General features: G+C 63.2%; 24 protein-coding genes. 13 read left to right on the plus strand and 11 right to left on the minus strand.

The features are described 5' to 3' along the window. The first annotated feature begins 3 nt into the window (after positions 1-3). Entirely contained in the window at positions 4-861 is an 858-nt protein-coding gene (locus tag K8P63_RS15665) for an ABC transporter permease (protein WP_223796950.1), read from the plus strand. Between the two features lie 11 nt (positions 862-872). On the opposite strand, the gene K8P63_RS15670 is transcribed toward K8P63_RS15665, so the two are convergent. After that, positions 873-1373, minus strand: a complete 501-nt coding sequence (locus K8P63_RS15670) for a hypothetical protein (RefSeq protein ID WP_223796951.1) — start codon at positions 1371-1373, stop codon at positions 873-875. 263 nt (positions 1374-1636) lie between these two features. Here K8P63_RS15670 and K8P63_RS15675 point away from each other — a divergent pair, with 263 nt between their 5' ends. Next, positions 1637-4504: a TonB-dependent receptor domain-containing protein gene (locus K8P63_RS15675; RefSeq protein ID WP_223796952.1), complete on the plus strand. Its 2868-nt coding sequence runs from the start codon at positions 1637-1639 to the stop codon at positions 4502-4504. Positions 4505-4566: 62 nt separating this feature from the next. Here K8P63_RS15675 and K8P63_RS15680 read toward each other — a convergent pair whose 3' ends face one another. Next, a complete protein-coding gene (locus tag K8P63_RS15680; RefSeq protein ID WP_223796953.1) occupies positions 4567-5403 on the minus strand; it encodes a hypothetical protein in 837 nt (278 codons plus the stop codon). Between the two features lie 9 nt (positions 5404-5412). Here K8P63_RS15680 and K8P63_RS15685 point away from each other — a divergent pair, with 9 nt between their 5' ends. Together K8P63_RS15685 and K8P63_RS15690 are read left to right on the plus strand one after the other, a co-directional pair. Then, positions 5413-5691: a hypothetical protein gene (locus K8P63_RS15685; RefSeq protein ID WP_223796954.1), complete on the plus strand. Its 279-nt coding sequence runs from the start codon at positions 5413-5415 to the stop codon at positions 5689-5691. Then, on the plus strand, positions 5688-6959 hold the full coding sequence (locus tag K8P63_RS15690) for an aspartyl/asparaginyl beta-hydroxylase domain-containing protein (protein WP_223796955.1): 1272 nt from the start codon (positions 5688-5690) through the stop codon (positions 6957-6959). The genes K8P63_RS15685 and K8P63_RS15690 overlap by 4 nt, the downstream gene beginning before the upstream one ends. Before the next feature lie 448 nt (positions 6960-7407). Here K8P63_RS15690 and K8P63_RS15695 read toward each other — a convergent pair whose 3' ends face one another. Continuing rightward, positions 7408-7986, minus strand: a complete 579-nt coding sequence (locus K8P63_RS15695) for a TetR/AcrR family transcriptional regulator (RefSeq protein WP_223796956.1) — start codon at positions 7984-7986, stop codon at positions 7408-7410. A 91-nt stretch (positions 7987-8077) separates the two neighbouring features. Between K8P63_RS15695 and K8P63_RS15700 the strand changes: the two genes are divergently transcribed. After that, positions 8078-8824, plus strand: a complete 747-nt coding sequence (locus tag K8P63_RS15700; RefSeq protein ID WP_223796957.1) for an SDR family oxidoreductase — start codon at positions 8078-8080, stop codon at positions 8822-8824. A gap of 544 nt (positions 8825-9368) precedes the next feature. Here K8P63_RS15700 and K8P63_RS15705 read toward each other — a convergent pair. From K8P63_RS15705 to K8P63_RS15715, 3 genes are all read right to left on the minus strand, one after another. Further along, a complete protein-coding gene (locus tag K8P63_RS15705) occupies positions 9369-9638 on the minus strand; it encodes a hypothetical protein (RefSeq protein ID WP_223796958.1) in 270 nt (89 codons plus the stop codon). 209 nt (positions 9639-9847) lie between these two features. After that, positions 9848-10270 carry a GNAT family N-acetyltransferase gene (locus K8P63_RS15710; RefSeq protein WP_223796959.1) on the minus strand — a complete coding sequence of 141 codons (423 nt, stop codon included), beginning with the start codon at positions 10268-10270 and terminating at the stop codon, positions 9848-9850. A 117-nt stretch (positions 10271-10387) separates the two neighbouring features. Then, positions 10388-10567, minus strand: a complete 180-nt coding sequence (locus tag K8P63_RS15715) for a hypothetical protein (protein ID WP_223796960.1) — start codon at positions 10565-10567, stop codon at positions 10388-10390. A 105-nt stretch (positions 10568-10672) separates the two neighbouring features. Between K8P63_RS15715 and K8P63_RS15720 the strand changes: the two genes are divergently transcribed. Then, positions 10673-11119 carry a ferritin-like domain-containing protein gene (locus K8P63_RS15720; protein ID WP_223796961.1) on the plus strand — a complete coding sequence of 149 codons (447 nt, stop codon included), beginning with the start codon at positions 10673-10675 and terminating at the stop codon, positions 11117-11119. A 73-nt stretch (positions 11120-11192) separates the two neighbouring features. Further along, on the plus strand, positions 11193-12083 hold the full coding sequence (locus K8P63_RS15725; protein ID WP_223796962.1) for a transglutaminase family protein: 891 nt from the start codon (positions 11193-11195) through the stop codon (positions 12081-12083). Between the two features lie 193 nt (positions 12084-12276). On the opposite strand, the gene K8P63_RS15730 is transcribed toward K8P63_RS15725, so the two are convergent. Both K8P63_RS15730 and K8P63_RS15735 read right to left on the minus strand, forming a co-directional pair. Next, entirely contained in the window at positions 12277-13116 is an 840-nt protein-coding gene (locus K8P63_RS15730) for an RMD1 family protein (protein WP_223796963.1), read from the minus strand. 259 nt (positions 13117-13375) lie between these two features. Next, complete coding sequence (locus K8P63_RS15735) at positions 13376-13540, minus strand: DUF2256 domain-containing protein (RefSeq protein WP_398287772.1); 165 nt, start codon at positions 13538-13540, stop codon at positions 13376-13378. Positions 13541-13749: 209 nt separating this feature from the next. Between K8P63_RS15735 and K8P63_RS15740 the strand changes: the two genes are divergently transcribed. Then, positions 13750-14897 (plus strand): IS3 family transposase gene (locus K8P63_RS15740; protein ID WP_223796964.1). Its coding sequence is split into 2 segments (ribosomal slippage): positions 13750-14011 and positions 14011-14897, totalling 1149 coding nucleotides; the frame shifts between segments, so codons are not numbered across the junction. Between the two features lie 53 nt (positions 14898-14950). Here the strand turns inward: K8P63_RS15740 and K8P63_RS15745 are convergent. The 3 genes from K8P63_RS15745 to istA form a co-directional block, all read right to left on the minus strand. Further along, complete coding sequence (locus K8P63_RS15745; RefSeq protein WP_223796965.1) at positions 14951-15385, minus strand: LysR substrate-binding domain-containing protein; 435 nt, start codon at positions 15383-15385, stop codon at positions 14951-14953. 81 nt (positions 15386-15466) lie between these two features. Next, positions 15467-16201: an IS21-like element helper ATPase IstB gene (gene istB, locus K8P63_RS15750; RefSeq protein ID WP_223796966.1), complete on the minus strand. Its 735-nt coding sequence runs from the start codon at positions 16199-16201 to the stop codon at positions 15467-15469. Continuing rightward, positions 16134-17699, minus strand: coding sequence for an IS21 family transposase (gene istA, locus K8P63_RS15755; protein ID WP_223796967.1), 1566 nt, complete (start codon positions 17697-17699; stop codon positions 16134-16136). Before istA ends, istB begins: the two co-directional genes overlap by 68 nt. 148 nt (positions 17700-17847) lie before the next feature. Here istA and K8P63_RS15760 point away from each other — a divergent pair, with 148 nt between their 5' ends. Genes K8P63_RS15760 through K8P63_RS15780 form a run of 5 tightly spaced genes read left to right on the plus strand, consistent with a single transcriptional unit; the run spans position 17848 to position 21416 of the window. After that, positions 17848-18414: a CoA transferase gene (locus K8P63_RS15760; protein ID WP_263282651.1), complete on the plus strand. Its 567-nt coding sequence runs from the start codon at positions 17848-17850 to the stop codon at positions 18412-18414. A gap of 41 nt (positions 18415-18455) precedes the next feature. Next, positions 18456-18806, plus strand: coding sequence for a VOC family protein (locus K8P63_RS15765; RefSeq protein ID WP_223796968.1), 351 nt, complete (start codon positions 18456-18458; stop codon positions 18804-18806). Positions 18807-18865: 59 nt separating this feature from the next. Continuing rightward, a complete protein-coding gene (locus K8P63_RS15770; protein ID WP_223796969.1) occupies positions 18866-19798 on the plus strand; it encodes a BKACE family enzyme in 933 nt (310 codons plus the stop codon). Further along, positions 19798-20292: a GFA family protein gene (locus K8P63_RS15775; protein WP_223796970.1), complete on the plus strand. Its 495-nt coding sequence runs from the start codon at positions 19798-19800 to the stop codon at positions 20290-20292. The genes K8P63_RS15770 and K8P63_RS15775 overlap by 1 nt, the downstream gene beginning before the upstream one ends. Beyond that, positions 20289-21416: an acyl-CoA dehydrogenase family protein gene (locus K8P63_RS15780; protein ID WP_223796971.1), complete on the plus strand. Its 1128-nt coding sequence runs from the start codon at positions 20289-20291 to the stop codon at positions 21414-21416. The genes K8P63_RS15775 and K8P63_RS15780 overlap by 4 nt, the downstream gene beginning before the upstream one ends. The last annotated feature ends 14 nt before the right edge of the window (positions 21417-21430 follow it).

Raw genomic sequence — 21430 nt, forward strand, 5'->3', positions numbered from 1 at the left:
GCGGTGCTCATCGCGGCGGACACGGTGGCCGTCGAGGATGGCCGCCTGCCGCTGCGCCCGCGGCTGCGCACGTCGGTCCGGCTCGGTCTCGCCATGCTCGGGTTGATGCTGGTTGCAGCCGTGCTCGGGCCAATGCTGTCGCCTTACGCTTACGACGCGCAAAGCCTAGCGCTGATGGGACTGCCGCATGCGCCGTCGCGCGCGCATTGGCTCGGCACCGACGAACTCGGTCGCGACGAGCTGACGCGCCTCCTTTATGGCGGTCGTATCTCGCTGTCGGTCGGGCTCGCCGGCGCAGCGTGCGCGACCATGTTCGGCACGACGATCGGCGCGCTCGCCGGCTATGCTGGCGGACTGACCGATCGGATGGCGATGCGCCTCACCGACGTCATGCTCTCGATCCCTGCGCTACCGCTTGTGCTGGTGGTGTCCGGGCTCGTTCGGCCGACCCCGGCGCTGTTGGTGCTCCTGATCGCAGGGCTGATCTGGACGCCCACCGCGCGGCTCGTGCGCGCCCAGGTAAGCGGCCTAAAGGCATGGGACTTCGTCGCGGCGGCGCGGGCACTTGGCGTGGGACCGGTCGCCATCGTCGTGCGTCACATCCTGCCCAACGCGCTCGGCGCGATCGCCGTCTCGGCGACGATCGCCGTGGGCGGCGCGATCATGCTGGAATCGGCGCTGTCGTTCCTCGGCTTCGGGATTCAGCCGCCGACGCCCAGCTGGGGCAGTCTGCTCAACAAATCCGAGCCGTGGCTGGTTAGCGCGCCGTGGTTGTCGATTCCGCCGGGCGTGGCGATCTTCCTCACGATCCTGTCGGTCAACCTGCTGGGCGACGGGCTGCGGCGTGGAGTCGGCCGATGAGTGCACTTCGGTCAGCGGATGCGGATGCAGCGCGTGCCGACCGGATTGCGGCCGACACTCATGAAATAGGTTCCCAGCGCCGCCCGCGTGATCGTCACAGGGTCACCGCCACGCGGCAGGCGGCGGAAGCTGTCGAGGCTGCGCCAGACCGAGCCATCCTCCAGCCGCACCTCCGCGTGATCAGGCCCAGTTTCCTGCGCCGATTGGACGATGCCGGTAACCTGCCTGATGTCGTCGTGGTCCTCGTCGCCTCGCCCGGTGAGACCGGCGAGCGCGTCCTTCGGAATCGTGAAGCCGAACAGCGAGCGGCGGGTACGCCGGGCCGCCTCGCGCGATACCAAGGTGGCCGATCCCTCGTCCACAGCGCCGACGAGCTTCGCCGACGCCACATCGAGGCACGCCAGCCGCTGATCCGACGCACGCACGGACTGACATGCACGCAGTCCATCCACCAGATCGCCGCGCGCGCCTGCTCCATCTGTCGCCAGCACGAACGCCATCAAAATCATCATCTTCGCCTCTCCCAAACAGCAAAATTCCGAAAGACTGTGTCGCCGACGCTACACCGACCGCCATTCGCAACAATACGAAATATTCGTATTCGCGAGTGCAAAATATTTGCTACAGATAAGCGACAATCCATCTAAAGGATTCGAGCACCAAGAAGCAGACTGTATACGTGTCTCATACGGGGGAATGTATGGTAGCGACTTTTCGCGCACGACTTTTTGCGTCTTCTCTACTTGCGTCGTCAATTCTATCGGCTGCTCCGGCAGTGGCACAGGAGGCGGCGACACCGGCACCCGATACCGGCGCCACGGCGACCGGCGGCGAGATCGTCGTCACGGGCACGCTGATCCGCGATCCTTCAACAATCTCCGCCACCCCGATCCAAGTCACAGGGCGCGCAGAGATTCAGTTGCGACAGTCCAACACGGCGGAAGATTTGCTCCGCGATCTTCCCGGCGTGGTTCCAAGCATCGGCAATGCAGTCAATAACGGCAATGCCGGCTTCTCGTTCGCCGATCTTCGCGGGCTGGGCCCGAACCGCAACCTCGTATTGCTCGACGGACAGCGGATCGCACCGGCGGATCTGATCGGCCGCGTCGATCTCAACAACATCCCGTTGGCGCTCATCCAGCGCGTCGAGAATTTGACCGGCGGCGCGTCGACGACCTACGGTGCCGACGCCATCTCCGGCGTCATCAACTTCATCACCCGCTCCGACTTTTCGGGCGTCGAGATATCCGCCTCCGATCAGCTGACCGGACAAGGCGACGGCAATTATTTCCGCGTCGATGGGACGATCGGGGGCAACTTCGCCGACGGCAAAGGTAACGTCGTAGTCTCGCTCGGCTATCAGAGCGCGCAGCCGATCTACCAGGGCGACCGCAATTATTCGATTACCGCGCTAGACTCCTTCTCGGGCGCGCCGGCCGGATCGAGCTTTAGCAACCCAGCGGTCTTCACGTTGCTTGGCAATACCGGCGGTCGTGTGCAGGTGCAGCCGAGTACAGGAACGTTCGCAACCGGCCTCTATCAGCCGTTCAACTTCAATCCGTACAACGTGTTCCAGCTGCCCTTCAAACGCTACAACGCTTATGCGGCCGGTCATTACGAGATCGCCGACGACATCGAAGTCTATATGCGTGGACTCTACTCCAAGAATGTCACGCAGACGATCGTGGCGCCGTCCGGCGTCGCCGGCTCGAATGTCGTCATTCCGTTGTCCAACCCCTATCTGACCGGGGCCGAACGGAGCGTCTTCTGCGCGGACGCAGGCTATACGACAGCCGAATGTAGCGCAGCGGCGACGGCTACGAGCCCGTCGAGCCCCGCATATCGGACGGTGACCGAGGAACTGCGCTATCGATCGGTCGATGCCGGACCGCGTGTCGATCGTTACGAAACGCAGACGTTCGATTATCGCGGTGGCTTCCGCGGCAAGATCACCGATCACATCTCATTCGACGTCGCCGGGAGCTATGGCGAGAGCACCAACGACCATTACGAGCAGGGCTATTATTCGGTTTCGCGCGTACGCGACGCGCTGCTCGCCACGAACACATCGACCTGCCTGAGCGGCAATACCGGCTGCGTCCCGATCAACCTGTTCGGGGGCACCGGCTCCGTGACGTCGGCCATGAACGGCTATGTGACCGTGCCGGCATTCAGCGTGGTTCGGTCCTCGCTTGCGCAAGGATCGGCGCTCATCAACGGCGATGTTGGCTTCGCGAGCCCGCTCGCACATACGCCGATCAAATTCGCCGTCGGCGCCGATTATCGCGACTATCAGGCGTCGCAGGCGGGCGACATCGAGAAGACCACGCCGGGCGAGCTGGGATTGGACTCGACGCTGACCCCGTTCAGCGGCGGCTACAATGTCACCGAGGGCTTCGGCGAGCTCGTGGCGGCGCTGATCGAAGACAAGCCGTTCTTCCAGAACCTAACGCTCGAGACCGGCGTGCGCTATTCCCACTATCGCGTGGATGCGCCCAGCCACCCGACATCGAACACAACCACCTACAAGGCAGGCGGCGACTGGACACCGGTGGAGGGCGTCAAGTTTCGCGGCGTCTACCAGCACGCCGTACGCGCGCCGAACATCTACGAACTGTTCCAGCCCGCCAGTCCCGGCCTGACCAACCTTTCGTCCGATCCGTGCTCGGGGTCGAAGCCGGTCGGTAACGCGACGCTGACGGCGGTCTGCCTCGCACAAGGCGCGCCGGCGTCGTCGATCGGCAAGATCAGCGATCCGGCATCGGGTCAGCCCAACACCACTACCGCCGGCAACCTCGCGCTCAAGCCCGAAAAGTCGGACAGCTTCACGCTTGGCATGGTGCTGCAACCGCGCCAGTTCATTCGCGGCTTCTCGCTGACTGTGGATTACTTCCATATCAAGGTGACGCAGGCGATCACCTCGCTATCGCCGCTTGATGCCATCAGCGCCTGCTTCGGTAGCGTGACGGCCGCCAGCGCCACCAGCAGTTCATGCACCGCAATCCGCCGCAACCCCAGCACTGGCGCACTCGACGGCGATCCGGCGACGACCGGCGGCCTTTACCTCCCGCTGACCAATCAAGGCACGCTACTGACCGACGGCATCGATCTCGGCGCGAACTACAAGCACGACCTCGGGCCCGGCACGCTCAATCTGTCGTTCCAAGGGACGTGGACCCGTCGGGCGCTGTTCAAGGCGACGCCGACGGCGCTCAATCGCGAGTGCGTCGGCTTCTACAGCACCAATTGCGGCGGTGCCGGCGCGCCGGAGAAGGGATCGCTCCAGCCCAAATATACGTGGAATCAGCGCACCACCTATACGATCGGCAATGTCGATCTGTCGCTGCTCTGGCGCCACATCAGCAGCATGAAGCAAGAGCCCGACGACGCGTTGAACGGCGACGGCCCCGCTCTTCCTGCCTTCGCGAAGATCAAGGCGTTCAACTACTTCGACGCCAGCGTGCGGTTCGCAGCATCCAGCCACTTCACCTTCCTCGTGACGGTGCAGAACCTGGCCAACAAGCTGCCGCCGATCGTCGGCTACGATATCGGCTCGACCTTCTTCAACAGCGGCAACACCTATCCCTCGACCTACGATACACTTGGTCGGCGCTTCGGGGTGAGTGGACAGTTCAGCTTCTAGGATCGGAATCGCAAAGTTCGACACGGGTGAGCGGGCGTCCTATCTGGCGACCCGCTCCTTTTTCATTTGATCAACGGCGCCGGCAGGTCGAGCGCGATACCGGCCGATGCGGCGACCGCTTCCGCCCAGACTGCAACCTTCTCGATCTCGTCGGCATGGAGCGAGGCGGCGATGTCGATGGCCGCGCCGCGGTCGCGCGCGTCGAACGCGTTTCCAGTCTTGGAGTCGGTCGTGAAGGCGGGACCAGCCAAGATGGCGGGCACGTCGAGCGGCAATGTGAAAAGCTCGCCAAGTGCCCCCAATGCGTCAGCGGGTCGCGCCATCAGCAAATCGCTATCGAGGCTGCGCACACGCGTGGCGCCGAACCGCTCGATCAGGGTTCCGAACAGTGCGTGCTGCGCAAGCCACCCCACCGCCGCGACCTGAAGATCGGTTTGACGAAAATGGTCCTCAGCCAAAAACCCCATCCGAACGATCCCATCCGCCAGCTGCCCCGCGAGCAGCTCGCGCACCCACAGCCGCCCCCACATGCCTTTGCGCGCGACCGATCCCAGAAATACCCTCAGCGGCGCATAGAGCAGGACCGCGGCAATATTCGGCCCCATTGCGAGCATCGCCGGAGCGAGTGCGTTGACGATATTGGAAGGCTTAATCACGACCGCCTCGCCCGAAAGCAGCGGTCGCGCCAGCAAGGCCATCGCGTCGGCCAGCAGCGGCGCCACCCTCGCGGGATCCATGCCGCCGCGCCGACAGCCGACGACATCGTTCAACAGCACGGGCTCTTTCAGCGCCGTAGCGATCCCCGGCAGGTCCAATGCGCGCGCCAGTAGCGTCGAGCAGCAGAAGGCCGAATGCAAAATCAGCTTGAGAGGTGCTGGCGGCCGTGCCGCGGCGAGCAAGGCGCGGCGATGGACGACGATACGCGCGCGATCCGCCGGGAGATATTCGTCGGTGATGAAGGTCGACCCCGCGCGATCTGCCCGATCGAGGGACAGCATATGGATTGCGTCGGCCCCGGGATCATAGCGATGCGCCAGCCAGCGGCCGTCGCGCAGCAGCGCAGCATGATCGACCAGTCCGGCGCTGGGGTCAGAAAGACGATCCATCGCTCCGAGGCTAGATCATCGCGGTTGCAATCGCCACTGCCGGTTGTCGCGGCCCGTGAGCAAGATAGGATGCGGCGATGAGCCAAGCAGCAGAAGAGGCGCAACGCCTGATGACGGCCGCCGCCAACGCACGAAATCGCCACGAGACGGCCGAGGAGATCGCACTGCTCGAGCAAGTCGTCGCGCTGGTGCCGGAGCATGCTGCCGCTCACAACGCATTAGGCATGCGCGCCCTCGCGGCGTCCGAATTTGAGCGTGCGCAAATTCACTTCGCGCATGCCACGGCGGCCGATCCGGGCGCGATCGCGCTTTGGCTTAATCTCGCTGCAGCGGCGCGTGGATTGGGGGATGTGGCGACCGAACGCGACGCACTTCTTCACGCGCTCGAGAACGACCGTCGCGATTTGACCACCCTAGTCCGCCTCGCCGAGCTCCGACACCGGCAAGGCGATCTCACCGAAGCCGCCATGCGCTGGTCGGAAGTGCTCGCAGTCGCGCAGGCACAGCCCGAACGCAGCCCCGCATTGGAAGCGCTGATGCAGCGTGCCAGCGCCTTCGTCGCCAGGCGCAACGCCGACATAGCACGCCAGGTCAAAGACGCTCTGACCGCTGTGCCGCTCGAGCACAGCACGCTCGCGCGGCGACGCGTCGATGCCGCAATTGCGGCGATGTTCGGCCAGCGGGCAATCTACACCAACGTCTGTTCGGGCCTGCACGTCCCGTTCCTGCCCGCCGACGAATTCTTCGATCGCGACCTTTTCCCTTGGCTGCCTCAAATCGAGGAACAGACCGATGTCATCCGCCAGGAACTTCTAGCGCTGCTCGCAGACGATCGAGTCTTCGAACCTTACGTTACACTGGAAGCCGGCGCGCCGCCCAACCTTTGGTCGCCGCTCGATCGTTCGCCTGATTGGACGGCCTTCCACCTCTGGCGGCATGGTGAAGCATTGGAACACGCGCAAACGCGTTGTCCGCGCACCGCAGCGGCGCTTTCTGCCCTGCCACTCGCGCGCGTCAGCGGCCGAATGCCGACCGCATTTTTCTCGCTGCTCAAGCCGAAGGCGCATATTCCGGCTCACACCGGCGTCAGCAACGTCCGCGCAATCGTGCATCTTCCTCTTGTCATACCCCCCAATTGCCGATTCCGGGTGGGCGGCGAGACTCGATCATGGTGCGAAGGCAAGGCGCTTATTTTCGACGACACTATCGAGCATGAGGCTTGGAACGAAAGTGAGAGCCTTCGCGCCGTCCTGATCTTCGATGTCTGGAATCCACATCTCACCGCTTCCGAACGGATGTTGCTCACAAAATTCTTCGACACTGCCGACAATCAGAAGCAATTCGAATAAATTAGATCAAATCCGTTTGATATTATCGCAATAAGAGCTGATTATTCACATCCTTCCTTGAGCGAACGGCAGCTGCTACTGGGCCCAATACTACGGACTTGCTCGCGTTCTTGATCCCATTCGCGCTTGGTTTTGCACACGCGATATTGATCCACAAGCGAACCGGTGCGGGTAAACTGAACACAAACTCGTTTGCTACCCGGATCCGGAGTCGACGTCTTTCCCGGTCCGATCGCTAGGTCGGCCGGTGGTTCAGCTGCTATTGCGATCAATGGCATGCCCAAGGACAGGATCAGCACCAAGCGCCACATCGAGATCCTCCAGTTTCCGTTGCTCACATGCTTAGACCTGTCACGCCTTATCGTGCCGGAAATCACGCACTGCAACGATGCCGTTCCCATGGAATGACGCAACAGCGTAGCTGCTGTCGTCCAGCCAAACTGGGCCGCTAGTCGCTCCTCAAAAAGAGCCCTGCAGTCCCCACCTCCACGCGCCTGCGTGCGGCAATCTCGTCGTCTCCGAAACGGTCGACCGCCCACGACAGCGCGGTCACCAATTCGAAAACCTCGTCGGCCTCGATTGCTGACACGGCAGCGCCCGCAGCCTTAGCCTGATCGAGAAGCTCGCCGGTCTGCCGCACGAGCATGGAAACCGCCTGGTTCATCGATGATCCCGGCGCGGCGCGCGCTTCGGCGACGCAATGCGGCAGATCATGCCAGATGCGAAGCCGCCAAGTCAGCCGAACCAGCCATTCGGCGAGGGCTATGCGCGGGGAATGCTCGCGAGCCAGCGTTTCCGCTTCGGCCAGTGCCTCGTCGAGGTCCGCCTCCATCACGGCCGCCAGCAGATCGTCGCGGGTCGGAAAGTTCCGGTATAGCGTTGCGTTTCCCACCCCTGCCCGAAGCGCGATCCCGTCCAGCGAGGCCAGCACCCCGTCGCTCGCAAAAACCTCGCGGGCCGCTTGCAGAATGGCGTCGCGGTTTCGGCGGGCGTCAGCCCGCATCGGGCGAAACACCGCCGCGGTCAAAATTCACCCATCATGGAATTCAGCCTTGACGATATGGGGACACTCCCCAGATAAAGACGGGGATAATCCCCACTTCCTTCCGGAGTAGATCATGACCTCACCAGTCGGCAAGCCGAACCTCTCGCTCGAGGGCCGCACTCTCCTCATCACCGGCGCGAACGGCGGCCTCGGAGAGCAGTTTGTGCTGCAGGCGCTCGAGCGCGGTGCGGCGAAGATTTACGCCGCGGCGCGAACGCCCAAGGGCTGGACGGACGCCCGCATCCAACCTCTCCAACTCGACATCACCAACGCAGATTCCGTATCACGCGCGGTCGAGGCAGCATCCGACGTCGACCTTTTGATCAACAACGCTGCCGTTGCTCCAGCGAATGACGCCCTCTCCGGACCGGAGGATGACGCCCGGTCCATCTTCGAAACCAATTTCTTCGGTACGCTTCGCGTCGCCAACGCGTTTGCCTCTGTTCTCGCCGCGAACGGTGGCGGAACGATGCTGAACATCGTGTCCCTCGCTGCGTGGGTTCCGATGCCTACTGTATATGCGGCGTCGAAAGCGGCGATGTGGTCGGCGACCAACGGGCTGAGGATGGAGCTGGAAGGCAAAGGCACGAAGGTGATCGGCCTCTATGTCGGAATGATCGATACGCCGATGGCAGCGCAATACGATGTTCCGAAGACCAGTGCGGCGAGCGTCGTCGCCCAAGCCTATGACGGCATCGGGGCGGGCGCGCTCGAAGTGCTTGCCGACGATCTGACTGTTGATCTCAAAGCCAGAATGGGCGCGCCGGCCGAAATATTTTATCCGCAGGTCCACGAGCAGCTTCGAGCCTTTTTCGCCTGAGCGCTCGATAACGTCGTCTCCGATAGCGACACACCGTGGCTGCACGGGCAGTCACGGTGCGCCCGAGTTATAGCTGAACTTCGATGACTGACACACATCGTCGAACATAATATTGTTCTGCGCTCTAAATGTGGTCGTCTAATCAATACCGAGATTCGCCACTCAAGCATCGCACAGCCCTACAAGCAACTATCCTTGTCATTCCTCAACTACGACTTCTCATTGATGTTGATTTAAAGGACGCGTTAGCGGTCAGATCTGGCGAATGAACAATTTCAAGCGGAGGTTTTCTTCTGGATCGCTCTCTGTGAGCCATGCAACAACGGGTACCCGTCACCCCCATCGAATCGCATTGGGTGGAAGTTCTCAGTCAGTCTGTAAATCGGACAACCTACCTACGAACGATTTGGGCGTATTTCGTATTTCGTCGTTTAAAAAACGGACGCCATAATACGTTCAACAACTCGCCCAAGGAGAAAAGCCACCTCGTATTACCTTAACGATGGCGACCGCCTCGCTACGGCATCGCGCGCCGCGTGAAGCGCTACCAGGCCGGGGCATATTTCAGGGCCTCGTCATATTTCGCCAGAGCGCCTTTCCGATCGCCTGCGCGTGCCAGCAGATCGCTCCAGGCTTTCAGCGGATCGGAATAATGCGGTGCCTTGGCATTGGCCGAGGCGAAGTCAGCCTGGGCGGCGCGCAATTGCCCTTGCGACAGTTCAAACAGGCCACGATGCAGGTCGAGAGCCGCTATGACCGCTGAGACCCAGAGTCCGTCGTTCGTACGTCTTCCTCGCTCTCCGACTCCGGACACCTACTCATCTCGGCAGGGCGGCGGCTTTCGGCGAAGCGGATCATGGGCCTGAACGGCTCGGGGCTGGAATCCGGTCAGACGGCTTTCGGCATCGCTCTTTAACAAGCCGACATTCCGGAGCGGCCTTTGCATCAGCGAAGCCGACGATCTCACAGCAGGGCGACGATCGTTGCAAAAGAAGGTCATTTTGCGCCGACGAAGGTCAGAACCTAAATGCGCAGATCGAGCATGAAGAACTGATTGTGAGCGCTCGGCTGATAGTCGCTGAAGGCACCACACGATACGAACCCAGCGCTGCGATAGAGCGAGATCGCTGGAACATGCAACGTCGCGGTGCCCGTCTCCAAGCTAAGCCGTTCGTAGCCACGCTTTCGGGCTTCGGCGACGATGTGTGCGAGTATGGCTCGGCCTACGCCCTTGCCGCGAGCTACGGGAGATGCGCGCATCGACTTCACTTCGCCATGAGACGGGCTGAGCTGCTTCAGGGCGCCAAAGCCCGCGAGCATGTCGTCATCCCAAGCAGTCCAGAAGGTGACGCTTGGCGCAGATAGGCCGGATGCGTCGAGGGCAAACGCATGCTCGGCCATCACATCCTGAAGCTCTCGCAGATGATGCGCCAGCAGCTCAGTCACATGAGGTGCGGCCGGGTCGTCTTGTCTTATTTCCATAACCGCCCCTTTCACAGGTCCCGCCATTATCGCGCCAGCGCGGTCTGGCAAGGATTTGACGCGCGTCGCAAGAAGGGGCTCTTACGCATCGCTTACGACGCCGTTTTCAAGACGATGAAATTTGACGACCGGTGGCGTCAACAGGGCGCGGTCGCCCGGCAGGTCCGTGGCGGTCAGAACCCAATTGCGGACACTCCCGACAGCCAGAACGCCTCTTAAAAAAGGACGCTCGTTCATGGAAAACCTCTCGGCGGCGATCACGTCGGTCGCCCCCCTATTAATCGGAGAGAAGTCGCCAATGATCTGATTGCCGCGGGCCCATCTCGTGTCCGGGATCGTTCAAGCATCTCCCATCAAGGAAATCCCATGAACCGCGATCACGACATCTCCGTCCTCAATGGACTGACGAAGACGACTCTCGACAGCATGAAGGGCTACGAGGATGCCGCAAAGGACGCGGAGAGCACCCGCTTCGCCACCATGTTCGCTGACTTCGCCCGAGATCGTGGCGAAGCCGCTCGTGCATTGCAGGCCGAAGTCGCGCGTCTGGGCGGCACGCCAGAGACCGGCAGCAGTTTCCTGGCTGCCGCTCACCGCACCTTCCTCGACGTGAAGCAGGCCTTCACGTCGAACGATGACAAGGCGATCGTCATCGAAGTCGAGCGTGGCGAAGACCACATCAAGGCGAAGTTCGAGGATGCCCTCAACGATGCCGAGCTCGCGGCTGAGAGCAACGCGGTAATCCGCGAGGCCTTCACGACGGTCCGCCAAGGCCACGACCAGATGAGCGCGCTCAAGCACAGTCTGGCATAATGATGGCTCGGGGCCGGCCCGCCGATCGAGCCGGCCCCGCTATGCGCACATTGCGCGCGTCGGTCGATGCGCAATGCTGGATCGTCGCTTGCGACTGACCATCCGTCACGAGACGCGCTACCGCTACAAGCGCCCGGTGACGCTCCAGCCGCATCGGTTGATCGTGACGCCATACGACGGCGAGCATCTGACGACCTTGTCCCGGTCGCTGCGCTTCCAGCCGGACGCCGACGTAGCCTGGACCGTCGACGTCTTTGGGAATTTCATCGCCGCGGCCACATTCGATGAACCGGCCTCCGAACTGGTCATCGTCGCAGCTGCCGAGGTTGAGCAACGCGCGCCGGAATGGCCGGTCTTCGCCATAGATCCGACGGCCCATACCTATCCTTTTACCTACTCGCTTGACGACGTCATCGATCTTGGCGGCCTGGCGCAGCCGGACTGGCTGAAGCCGGGTGGCGAGCGCGTTGCCGACTGGGCACGCGGCTTCGTCATGGGGTCGCGGACGGACACATTGTCGCTGCTCAAGGATCTCAACATCGGCATGCTCGCCAACATCACGTACCGTTGGCGGGATGAGGAAGGCACGCAATCGCCGGCAGACACGCTCGACATCGGCAGCGGCTCCTGTCGCGACATAGCCGGTCTGTTCATCGAGGCGGCCCGCCACCTCGGCTTCGGTGCGCGAGCGGTTTCAGGTTACCTCATCGATCTCGATCAGGCTCCCGACAATCCCGGCTCGACGCACGCCTGGGCCGAGATCTACTTGCCCGGTGCCGGATGGATCGCCTTCGATCCGACCAATGCCCGAGTGGGCAACGCGCACCTGATCCCCGTAGCCGTCGCCCGACTGAACCGGCAGATCATGCCCGTGACGGGCGGCTATCTCGGTGATGCGGAGGATTTCGACGGCATGGACGTATCCGTGCGCGTCCGGCGCGCCGATCTGTCGCCTGCCGGATAGTCGCCGAGACGATCGTTCACGAACACATCCTCGACCGTCCAACGGCGCTTGGATAAACCCTGCTCCCAATGATAGCGCAGAAAGGCGTCGAACGCGGCGCGGTTACGCCGGATGCCGCAGGGCCACCAATCGTCGCCCAGCGGCCTGTGGCTCGCGGTGATGAGGGCAGCCAGCGACGGCGCAGGGCTGCGCCCTAGTGCGGCCAGCGAAACGCGATCTCATAGAGGCCGATGGCCACTTCAAAAGCAATGAGTCCGATTACGGATAGCTCAAGGCGCAACGAGCGTTTGTCCTGCACCAGGTCCAGCAGCCACTCGGCCGAGTCACCGAGCATTTCGAGCTTCCGTTCGATGGTGCGCGTGCGATCGCCCAACTCGTATTCAGCCTCAAGGCGTCCGTAGAGACGATCGAGCTCGGGATGCTCCCAGAGCAGATCCGGCTTCTCGCCGATGCGCGCGCGTCCGACGACACGGTGCTGGGCGGAGAGAATGCTGCCGATCTGGCGCATGATCTGACGGATGGGAAGATGGGCGCGGCCATGCTCCCGCATGTCGGTGAGAAGCGGCTCGATCCGATCAAAAGCGTCCTCGATGCGCATCTCGTCGCGCGCGAGGACCACGGAGCGCGCGAGAACCGTGGCGGCAAGCAGCAACCGCTCGCGAGTTGCCTCTCGCAGCCGGATGCGTCCGTCGGCGGATACGGTTTCCTCGCCGCCGTCACGCAATTCGATGCGTGCAGTTTCGATCTCCGGGGTGGCCGGCGGATCGACGGCGTGCGGCGCAACCTGCGCCAGGATCAGCGCCTCTTCTGCGGGCGTTGCGCCCACGAGGACGACGGCGCCGTAGCGGAAGACGAAGGCACCCGCGCCCTTCAGCTCGACCGTCTCGGGATCGCCGAATCCGGCAAGCGCGCGCATGTCGATGCGCGTGCCCAGAAGATGCGCGCGCATCTCGATCTGGTCGCCTCGTCCGGGCAGCGGTGCGACGAGCGCCTCCGGCACGCCGGTCGGACGCAGGGTCAGTGTGTCGATCACGAATTTATCCTCATTGTCGAGTTCCCCTCGAGAGCCGCTATGCTCCCCGCAATCCAGCGCAGCCACACACCAGCCAGCCGGCGACGGCGTTCCGCTGCAGGCGGCTGACGCTTCCGGCAAGAAGCCTGAGGCGCAATTCGAACGACCGTCCGCGCCGATCATCCGCCATGTTGGTCATCCTTTTCGATGAATGGAGGGAACGCGATCCTGAGCACGGATCCCACACGCTTTCAGGAATTGCTCCTGATCGCGATCCCGATCACCCTTGCGCGACAGAATTAGTGCCCAGAGCGCGACAGCGATCCGAGCAATATTTCACGGCGCCCCAGTCGCGCTCCCACTTCTTGCGCCAGGCGAACGGCCGGTGGCAGGCTACGCAGACCTTGGTCGGCAGATGAGGTTTTTTGTGCGGCATGCCACGCATAACGCACGTCGTGCCGCGATATACCCGGTAGCGGCCTGTATCGCCGAGTTTGGCCCGGTTCTGGTCGATCGTACCCGCGCGGCTCAGTCTGAATCCGCCGCACCCGCGGTTGGTCCGCCCCTTAGCGCGTGCGGCAGAAACCGGCCACTTGAGCTGCTGCCGGTTCCGTGGACACCGAGATAAGGTGTTTTTGGAACCGGAGGGTGACAATGCAGCGACGGAAGTTCAGCGGCGAGTTCAAGGTCGAGGCGGTGAAGCTGGTACGAGATCGGGGCGTCTCGGTGGCACAGGCGGCGCGGGATCTCGATGTTCACGAGAACGTGCTGCGTAAATGGGTTCGGGATCACGAAGCCGGTCCGGGATCGGCCTTTCCAGGGCACGGTGTGATGAAGCCCGAACAGCAGGAGATTGAGCGGCTGCGCCGCGAGATAGTGAAGCTCAAGTCGGAGCGCGACATCCTAAAAAAAGCGGCGGCCTACTTCGCAAGGGACTCGATATGAAGTTCGGGTTCATCGCGAAGCACCGAGGGGTCTGGCCGGTATCGTGGTTATGCGAGACGCTCGGTGTTTCGCGCAGCGGCTTTCACGCCTGGCTCGTACGCGAGCCGAGCGCCCGTGCGCTTAACGACGAAGAGCTTGGCGGGAAGATCCGGGCCAGCTTCATCTCAAGTTATCGAACCTATGGTGCGCGGCGCGTCTGGCACGACCTTCTGGCCGAAGGCCTTTCATGCGGCCTGCACCGGGTCGAGCGGCTGATGCAGTTGCATGGCCTCAAAGCACGCCCCCGACGACGCGGGCTGCCAAAGGACGCCGGCGAACGCTCGGTCATCGCCGGCAATGTGCTCGATCGCCAGTTCACGGCCAATGCGCCGAACCGGAAGTGGGTCGCGGACTTCACCTATATCTGGACAGCGGAAGGCTGGCTTTATGTTGCTGCCGTCATCGACCTGTTCTCCAGGCGCGTGGTCGGCTGGTCGATGAGCGACACGATGACGGCCCAGCTTGTGACCGATGCGCTGATGATGGCAATCTGGCGTCGCGGAAAGCCCGACGCCCTGCTGCATCACTCGGATCAGGGCAGCCAATATACGAGCGAGCAGTTCCAGCGGTTGATGGCCGACAACGGGGTCACATGTTCTATGAGCCGATCCGGCAACGTCTGGGATAACGCCGCGATGGAGAGCTTCTTCTCCTCGCTGAAGACCGAACGGATCGCCCGCAAAACCTATCGCACGCGAAATCAGGCACGGGCCGAGGTGTTCGATTACATCGAGCGCTTCTACAACCCAACGCGCAGGCACTCGACCTTGGGGTATCTCAGCCCCATCGACTTCGAGAAGCAGGCTAATGTAGCCTAACTCGGTGTCCGCGGAACCGGCAGCAGCTCAACTCGCCCGGCGAGAGCTAAGCATCAGTCGCGCGAAATGGGCAGTCCCGCGAGGAGCGGAGCGTAGGCGGCGAGCCTGCGTGATACGAACTCGGTGAAGAGCCGGACGCGGGCTGTCTTGCGGGTCTCGCCCTGGGTGAGAAGCCAGAGCGTCCCATACAGGTGTAGATCGGTGCCCGGCACTCTGGCCAATGCGGGGTCGGCGTCTCCGACGAAACACGGCAGCGCTCCGATCCCGAGTCCTTGCCGTATGGCAACGATCTGAGCCGCCGCGTCCGTGGTTCTGAAAGGAACCGCCGTAGTGCGAACCTCGCCCTCACCGGCCCACTCCGGAATGTCAATCGGCTCGGGAAGTTGACCCCGTATCGGCGTGCAACTTTGACCCCCTTTTCTGATGGGCAGCCGGGTTGTCCCGGTAGTCCACAGGAGGGCCCCACGGCCGGCGCCGCGCGCCGCCACGAGCGCAGGCGGTGACGGCCGTGGGAGGTGCCTGTGGACCCACCGGGTCAACCCGGGGGATGGGGGTCCGGGGGAAGGGTTTCAGGCGGCTTCGCGGTTCTTGAAGCGCCAGCTCTCGTTGCCGGTCTCGACGATGTCACAGTGGTGGGTGAGCCGGTCGAGGAGCGCGGTCGTCATCTTGGCGTCGCCGAAGACCGTGGGCCACTCGCCGAAGGCAAGGTTGGTCGTCACCACCACTGAGGTCCGTTCGTAGAGCTTGCTGACGAGGTGGAAGAGCAGCTGGCCGCCCGAGAGCGCGAAGGGCAGGTAGCCAAGCTCGTCGAGGATGACGAGGTCGAGCCGCGACAGGTGGTCGGCGATGCGCCCAGGGCGCCCGGCACGGGCCTCGGCCTCGAGCTGGTTCACGAGGTCGACGGTGTTGTAGAAGCGGACCCTCGCTCCGGCCCGGACGCAGGCACGCCCCATGGCGATGGCGAGATGCGTCTTGCCCGTCCCGGTGCCGCCGACCAGCACGACGTTGCGCTGCGCCTCGAGGAAGGCACCCGTGCCGAGATCGCGGACCAGGCCTTCGTTGATGCCGGTGCCGGCGAAGTCGAAGTCGGCGAGCTCCTTGGCGAGCGGCAGCTTGGCGGTCGTCATCTGGTAGCGGATGGAGCGGGCCTGCTTCTCGTCTATCTCGGCCTTGAGCAGGTCGCCGACGACGCGCTGAGCGGAGTGCTGCCGCTTCACGGCATCGGCGACGACCTCGTCATAGGCATGGCGCATGCCGACGAGCTTCAGCGTTCCCATCATCTCCAGGATGGCGTGACGTTCCATAGGACCTCCTCAGGCTGTCGTAGCGGGCGCAGTCGGCGACGGGCTCGCGGCCGAGCCGCAGAGCCTCGGGCGTGGCGATGGTGGCGGGAGCGGCGGTCTGGCGCTGGCGGGTGAGCACGTTGAGCACGACGTCGCGGCTGACGGTGCCGCCGGCGAGCGCCTCGGCACAGGCCGCCTCAACGGCATCCAGCCCGTCCGTCGTCACCGCCGCCAGGATGCCCACCATCTGGCGGTCGCCGTCGGCATGGCCCGCCAGCCTCCGCCTGACGCGTTCCAGCGCCACCGGCAGCGGCCAGTCCTTGAAGGGGGCGCCGTTCCTCAACGCGCCGGGCTTGCGTGCCAGGACGGGCACATAGTGCCACGGGTCGTAGACCGTCTGGTCGCGGCCGAAGCGCCGGGCATGCTCGCCGACGACCTCGCCCTCCTGCCGGATGACGATGCGCTCGGCATAGGCGTGCACCTCGACCGGGCGCCCCGCCGCCTTCGCGTGCACCGAGTATTTATTGTAGTCGAAGCGGACCAGCAGCGTCTTCGACACCGCCGCTGGCAGGGCGTGGAAGCCGTCAAAGGGTCCGCGGTAGGCGATGAGCGCAGGCCGGTCGGCCGCCTCGAACACCTGCTGGACCGTGCAGTCCCTGAGCTCGGGATGCGCGGCACGCTGGGCATGGACGGTGCAGCGGTCGAGCAGCCAGGCGTTGAGCTCGTCGTAGCTCCTGAAGCGCAGCCGCGGCGTGAAGAAGCGCTCGCGCACCAGCCCGACCTGGTTCTCGACCTGCCCCTTCTCCCAGCCCGATGCCGGCGTGCATGCCACCGGCTCGACCAGGTAGTGGCCGCACATCTGCTGGAAGCGCCGGTTGTAGCGCCGCTCACGACCGACGAAGATGGCGTCCACCGCGGTCTTCATGTTGTCGTAGATGCCGCGCTGACAGGCGCCGCCGAAGAAGGCGAACGCCCGGTCGTGGGCGTCGAACACCATCTCCTGGCTCTCGCGCGGGTAGGCCCGCACGAAGAACATCCGACTGTGGCAGAGCCGCATGTGCGCGACCTTCACCGTCGTCGTCACGCCCGCCATGACGACGACCTCATGGCTCCAGTCGAACTGGTAGGCCTCGCCCGGCGCAAAGCTCAGCGGCACGTAGGCCGCCGCCGTGACCGCCGACCGCTCACGCTGCCATGCCGTGGCATAGCGGCGAACGGCATCGTAGCCGCCACGGTAGCCTAGCCCCTGAAGCTCCTCGTACACCCGGACCAGCGTCAGGCGCTCGCGCCGCTGCTTGCGCTCGTTGGCCTCCAGCAGCCGCTCGAGATCCGCCGACCATGGCCCAAGCTTCGGCAGCGGCTGCACCGTCCGCTCGTAGGAGAAGTCCGTCTCGCCGGACCGCAGCACCTTGCGCACCGTGTTCCGCGACACCCGCAGGTCGCGCACGATCTCCTTGATGCTCTTACCCTTGACGTAGAACTCGCGCCGGATGCGCGCCACCGTCTCCACGACCAGCATTCTCCCCGACCGCTCCTGCGCAAAGCGCCGGGCGTGAACCGCTCAGTTCAGGGGGGTCAATTTTGCACGCCGATCAGCCCCGAACGGGGTCAACATTGCAGGCCGATTCACAGTCGATGCCGCCATCGTCGATGGCGTGGCTTCGCTGATGACCATGTTCGCCGGACTGCTCCCTGCGGGACGAATATCGCTTGCGCGAGACGAAAATATCCTCGGCGGCGCAGCGCCGTACTACCGCTCTTATTTGTGCGCCGACGGCAAAGAGATTTCGGTCGGCGCGATAGAGCCTCAGTTCTTCGCGGCACTGCTCGAGCGCCTCGGGCTCGACGCTTTCATGGCCGACCAGAACCGCAAGGAGCGCTGGGCCTTTTTGACCCGGGCGTTGCAAGAAATCTTCCTCACGCAGCCGCAAATCCATTGGATCCGATTGTTCGAAGGTACGGACGCGTGCGTCGCGCCCGTACTGGAACTCAACGAAGTTGTTTCCCACCCGCACGTTCAGGCAAGGCACTCATACGAAGTGCGCGATGGCGTCTTGCACGCCATGCCCGCTCCCCGCTTTTCCCGGACCCCGGGTGCGATCCGTCGTTCCGCCAGCGGCGCGGACCTGCTCGCCGCATGGAAGGCCCCGAGGCCAGCGGAAGAAGCGCCGGCGGGGCGCGCGCGCCAGCAATATGCCAATGATTCTAAAAGCTCGCCGGAGATCGGTACGTGACGATAATACCCGATAGACAGGCGATCGACGTCGGCATTCTCGTGACCGACATCGATCGCAGCCTTGCCTTTTACCAAGGGGTTCTGGGGCTCGAGAAGGTGGAGGAAATCGAGGTCTGGTTCGGTCGCTTCCACCGCCTCCGGTTCGGCGACAGCTTCGTCAAGCTGGTGGATCCGCACGTACCGGCCGCCGCCAATCCGCCGAAGCTCGAGGCGCAGACAGGCATGCGCTACCTGACCTTCCCGGTTCGAAATATCGACGAAATCTGCGCCGTCTGTGAGCGGGCCGACGTGCCGTTCGAGAAGCCGAAGTTTGAGCTGCGGCCGGGGGTTATCATTGCGATGGTTCGCGATCCCGACGGTACGATCGTCGAGTTCATCGAGCGGCGTTGAACGCCTTCCAGCACTCCATCGGCACCTTCCGCCCATCATTATAATAAAGGACAGCTTACATGGCACAGTCCCGCAAGGTTATCGTCTCCTGCGCCATCACGGGATCGATACACACTCCGTCGATGTCGCCCTTCCTGCCGATCACTGCCGCCGAGATCGCCGAGTCCGCGGTCGGTGCGGCAGCAGCGGGAGCCGCGATCGTCCACCTGCACGCCCGGGATCCCGCGACCGGCCGGCCCGACCAACGGCCGGAAGCATTTCTGCCGTTCCTCCAGACGATCAAACAATCCAGCGATGTCGTGATCAATCTCACGACTGGAGGTTCGCCGGCCTTGCTGGTCGACGAGCGGGTCAAGCCGGCTGCGCAATTCCGCCCGGAGGTCGCGAGCCTCAACATGGGATCGATGAACTTCGGTCTGTTCCCGATGCTCAAGCGATACAAGGATTTCAAATACGATTGGGAGAAGCCCTACTTAGAAGGATCGGAAGATTTGATCTTCCGCAACACGTTCCGCGACATCGCGTACGTTTTGAAGGCGTGCGGCGACGCTGGAACGCGCTTCGAGTTCGAGTGCTACGATACCGCGCACCTCTACAACTTGGCACATTTCGTCGAACGTGGCCTGGTGAAGCCGCCTTTCTTCGTTCAGAATGTGTTCGGTATCCTTGGCGGCATCGGCCAGCATCCCGAGGATATCCTCCACATGCACCACACGGCCGTTCGCCTGTTCGGCGATGACCTGCGCTGGTCGGTGCTGGGCGCCGGGCGCAGCCAGATGCAGATCGCTGCAACGGCCGCTGCGATGGGCGGGCATGTCCGCGTCGGGCTGGAGGACAATCTCTGGATCGGGCCCGGCAACCTTGCGGAGACCAACGCCGAGCAGGTCACGAGGGTGCGGCAGATCATCGAAGGTCTCGGCCTAGAGGTCGCCACACCGGATGATGCGCGCGAAATTCTGGCGCTCAAGGGCGCGGATCAGGTTTCTTTCTGATGAGGGCGGTCCAGGATGAGGAGGGAGCGGCAACGGAGCCCTTGCGAAGCGAGGCGTCATGCGTCTGCGGGGAACTGCGCGTCACCGTCGAAGGGCCGCCTTCGGTCGTGTCAAGCTGCTGCTGCCGCGCGTGCCAGCGCCGGAGCGGAAGCCTCGTGGCCGTCCAGGCTTTCTACGGCGTTGAGCAACTCCTCACGGTGATGGGACCGTCACAAACATTCACACGCGGCGGCGACAGCGGCGCAAATGTAACTTTCCACTTCTGTCCCAAATGCGGCACCACCGTGTACTGGTTTCCCGAGTTTCGCCCGGAAAAGGTCGCGGTCGCGGCGGGCGCTTTCGCAGACAAGAGCTTTCCCGCTCCGGGGCGCCTCGTCTGGACTGATTTCAAACATCCCTGGGTACAGGTGCCGTCAGGAACTGCGGAATATCCCGGTAACGCGCCTTATGCGGGATCTTTCGAAATTGAAGATGATCGGAGAGCGCGTCCATGATCCTGACCGAGACGCAGGAGGCCATCCGCGAGAGCGTGCGCAGCTATGCACAGGACCGACTACGCCCCGAAACAAGGCGTTTCGAGGCTGCTGGCGGATATCCGGACGGCCTTTTTACAGAACTGGCTTCGCTGGGATTGCTCGGCATGACCGCGCCAGAGGGGATAGGCGGCACCGAGGCCGATATGGTCAGCTACGCTTTGTCTCTTATCGAGATCGCGGCTGCGGATGGTCCACTCTCTACCATCATCTCCATCCAGAACAGCCTGATCGTGTCGGGCATCCTGCGGTACGGCAGTGAGGCACAAAAGGCCCGCTTCCTTCCGGAGTTGATCTCCGGTCGGATGATCGGCGCGTTTGCCCTGACGGAGTCCGATGCAGGTTCAGACGCCTCAGCGCTGCGCAGCCGAGCTGAAAAGATCGAGGACGGCTGGCGCATCAGCGGTGCCAAGCAGTTCATCACCTCCGGAAAGATCGCTGGCGTGGCGATCATATTCGCAGTCACCGATCCCGCGGCGGGGAAGAAGGGCATCTCCGCCTTCCTCGTGCCCACCGACACACCAGGCTACGTCGTCGACAAGGTTGAAAACAAATTGGGCCAGGCCGCCTCGGACACCTGCGCCTTGCGATTCGATGATATGGTGGTTGGCGAGGACGCGCTGTTCGGCCTGCAGGGACAAGGCTATCGCATCGCCCTTTCCAACCTGGAAACTGGCCGCATCGGTATCGCAGCGCAATGTATCGGTATGGCTCAGGCCGCGCTCGAGATCGCCGTTGCATACGCCAAGGATCGCCAGTCGATGGGCAAGTCGATCATCGAGCACCAGGCAGTAGGGTTCCGACTGGCCGACATGGCCGCAAGACTGGAAGCGGCGCGCCAACTCGTCTTGCATGCTGCTTCGCTCAAGGACGCAGACCGTTCCTGCCTGACCGAAGCTTCGATGGCGAAGCTCGTCGCGTCAGAAACGGCCGAGGCAGTCGTCTCGGCGGCGATCCAGACGCTCGGCGGCTACGGCTATCTGGAGGAATTCGGCTTGGCAAAAATCTATCGCGATGTCCGGGTCTGCCAAATCTACGAAGGTACGTCGGACATCCAGCGCATGGTGATCGCCCGTGCCCTCTAATATCAAGGAGCAGA

The sequence above is a fragment of the Sphingomonas nostoxanthinifaciens genome (assembly GCF_019930585.1).
Classification (GTDB): Bacteria; Pseudomonadota; Alphaproteobacteria; order Sphingomonadales; family Sphingomonadaceae; genus Sphingomonas_I; species Sphingomonas_I nostoxanthinifaciens.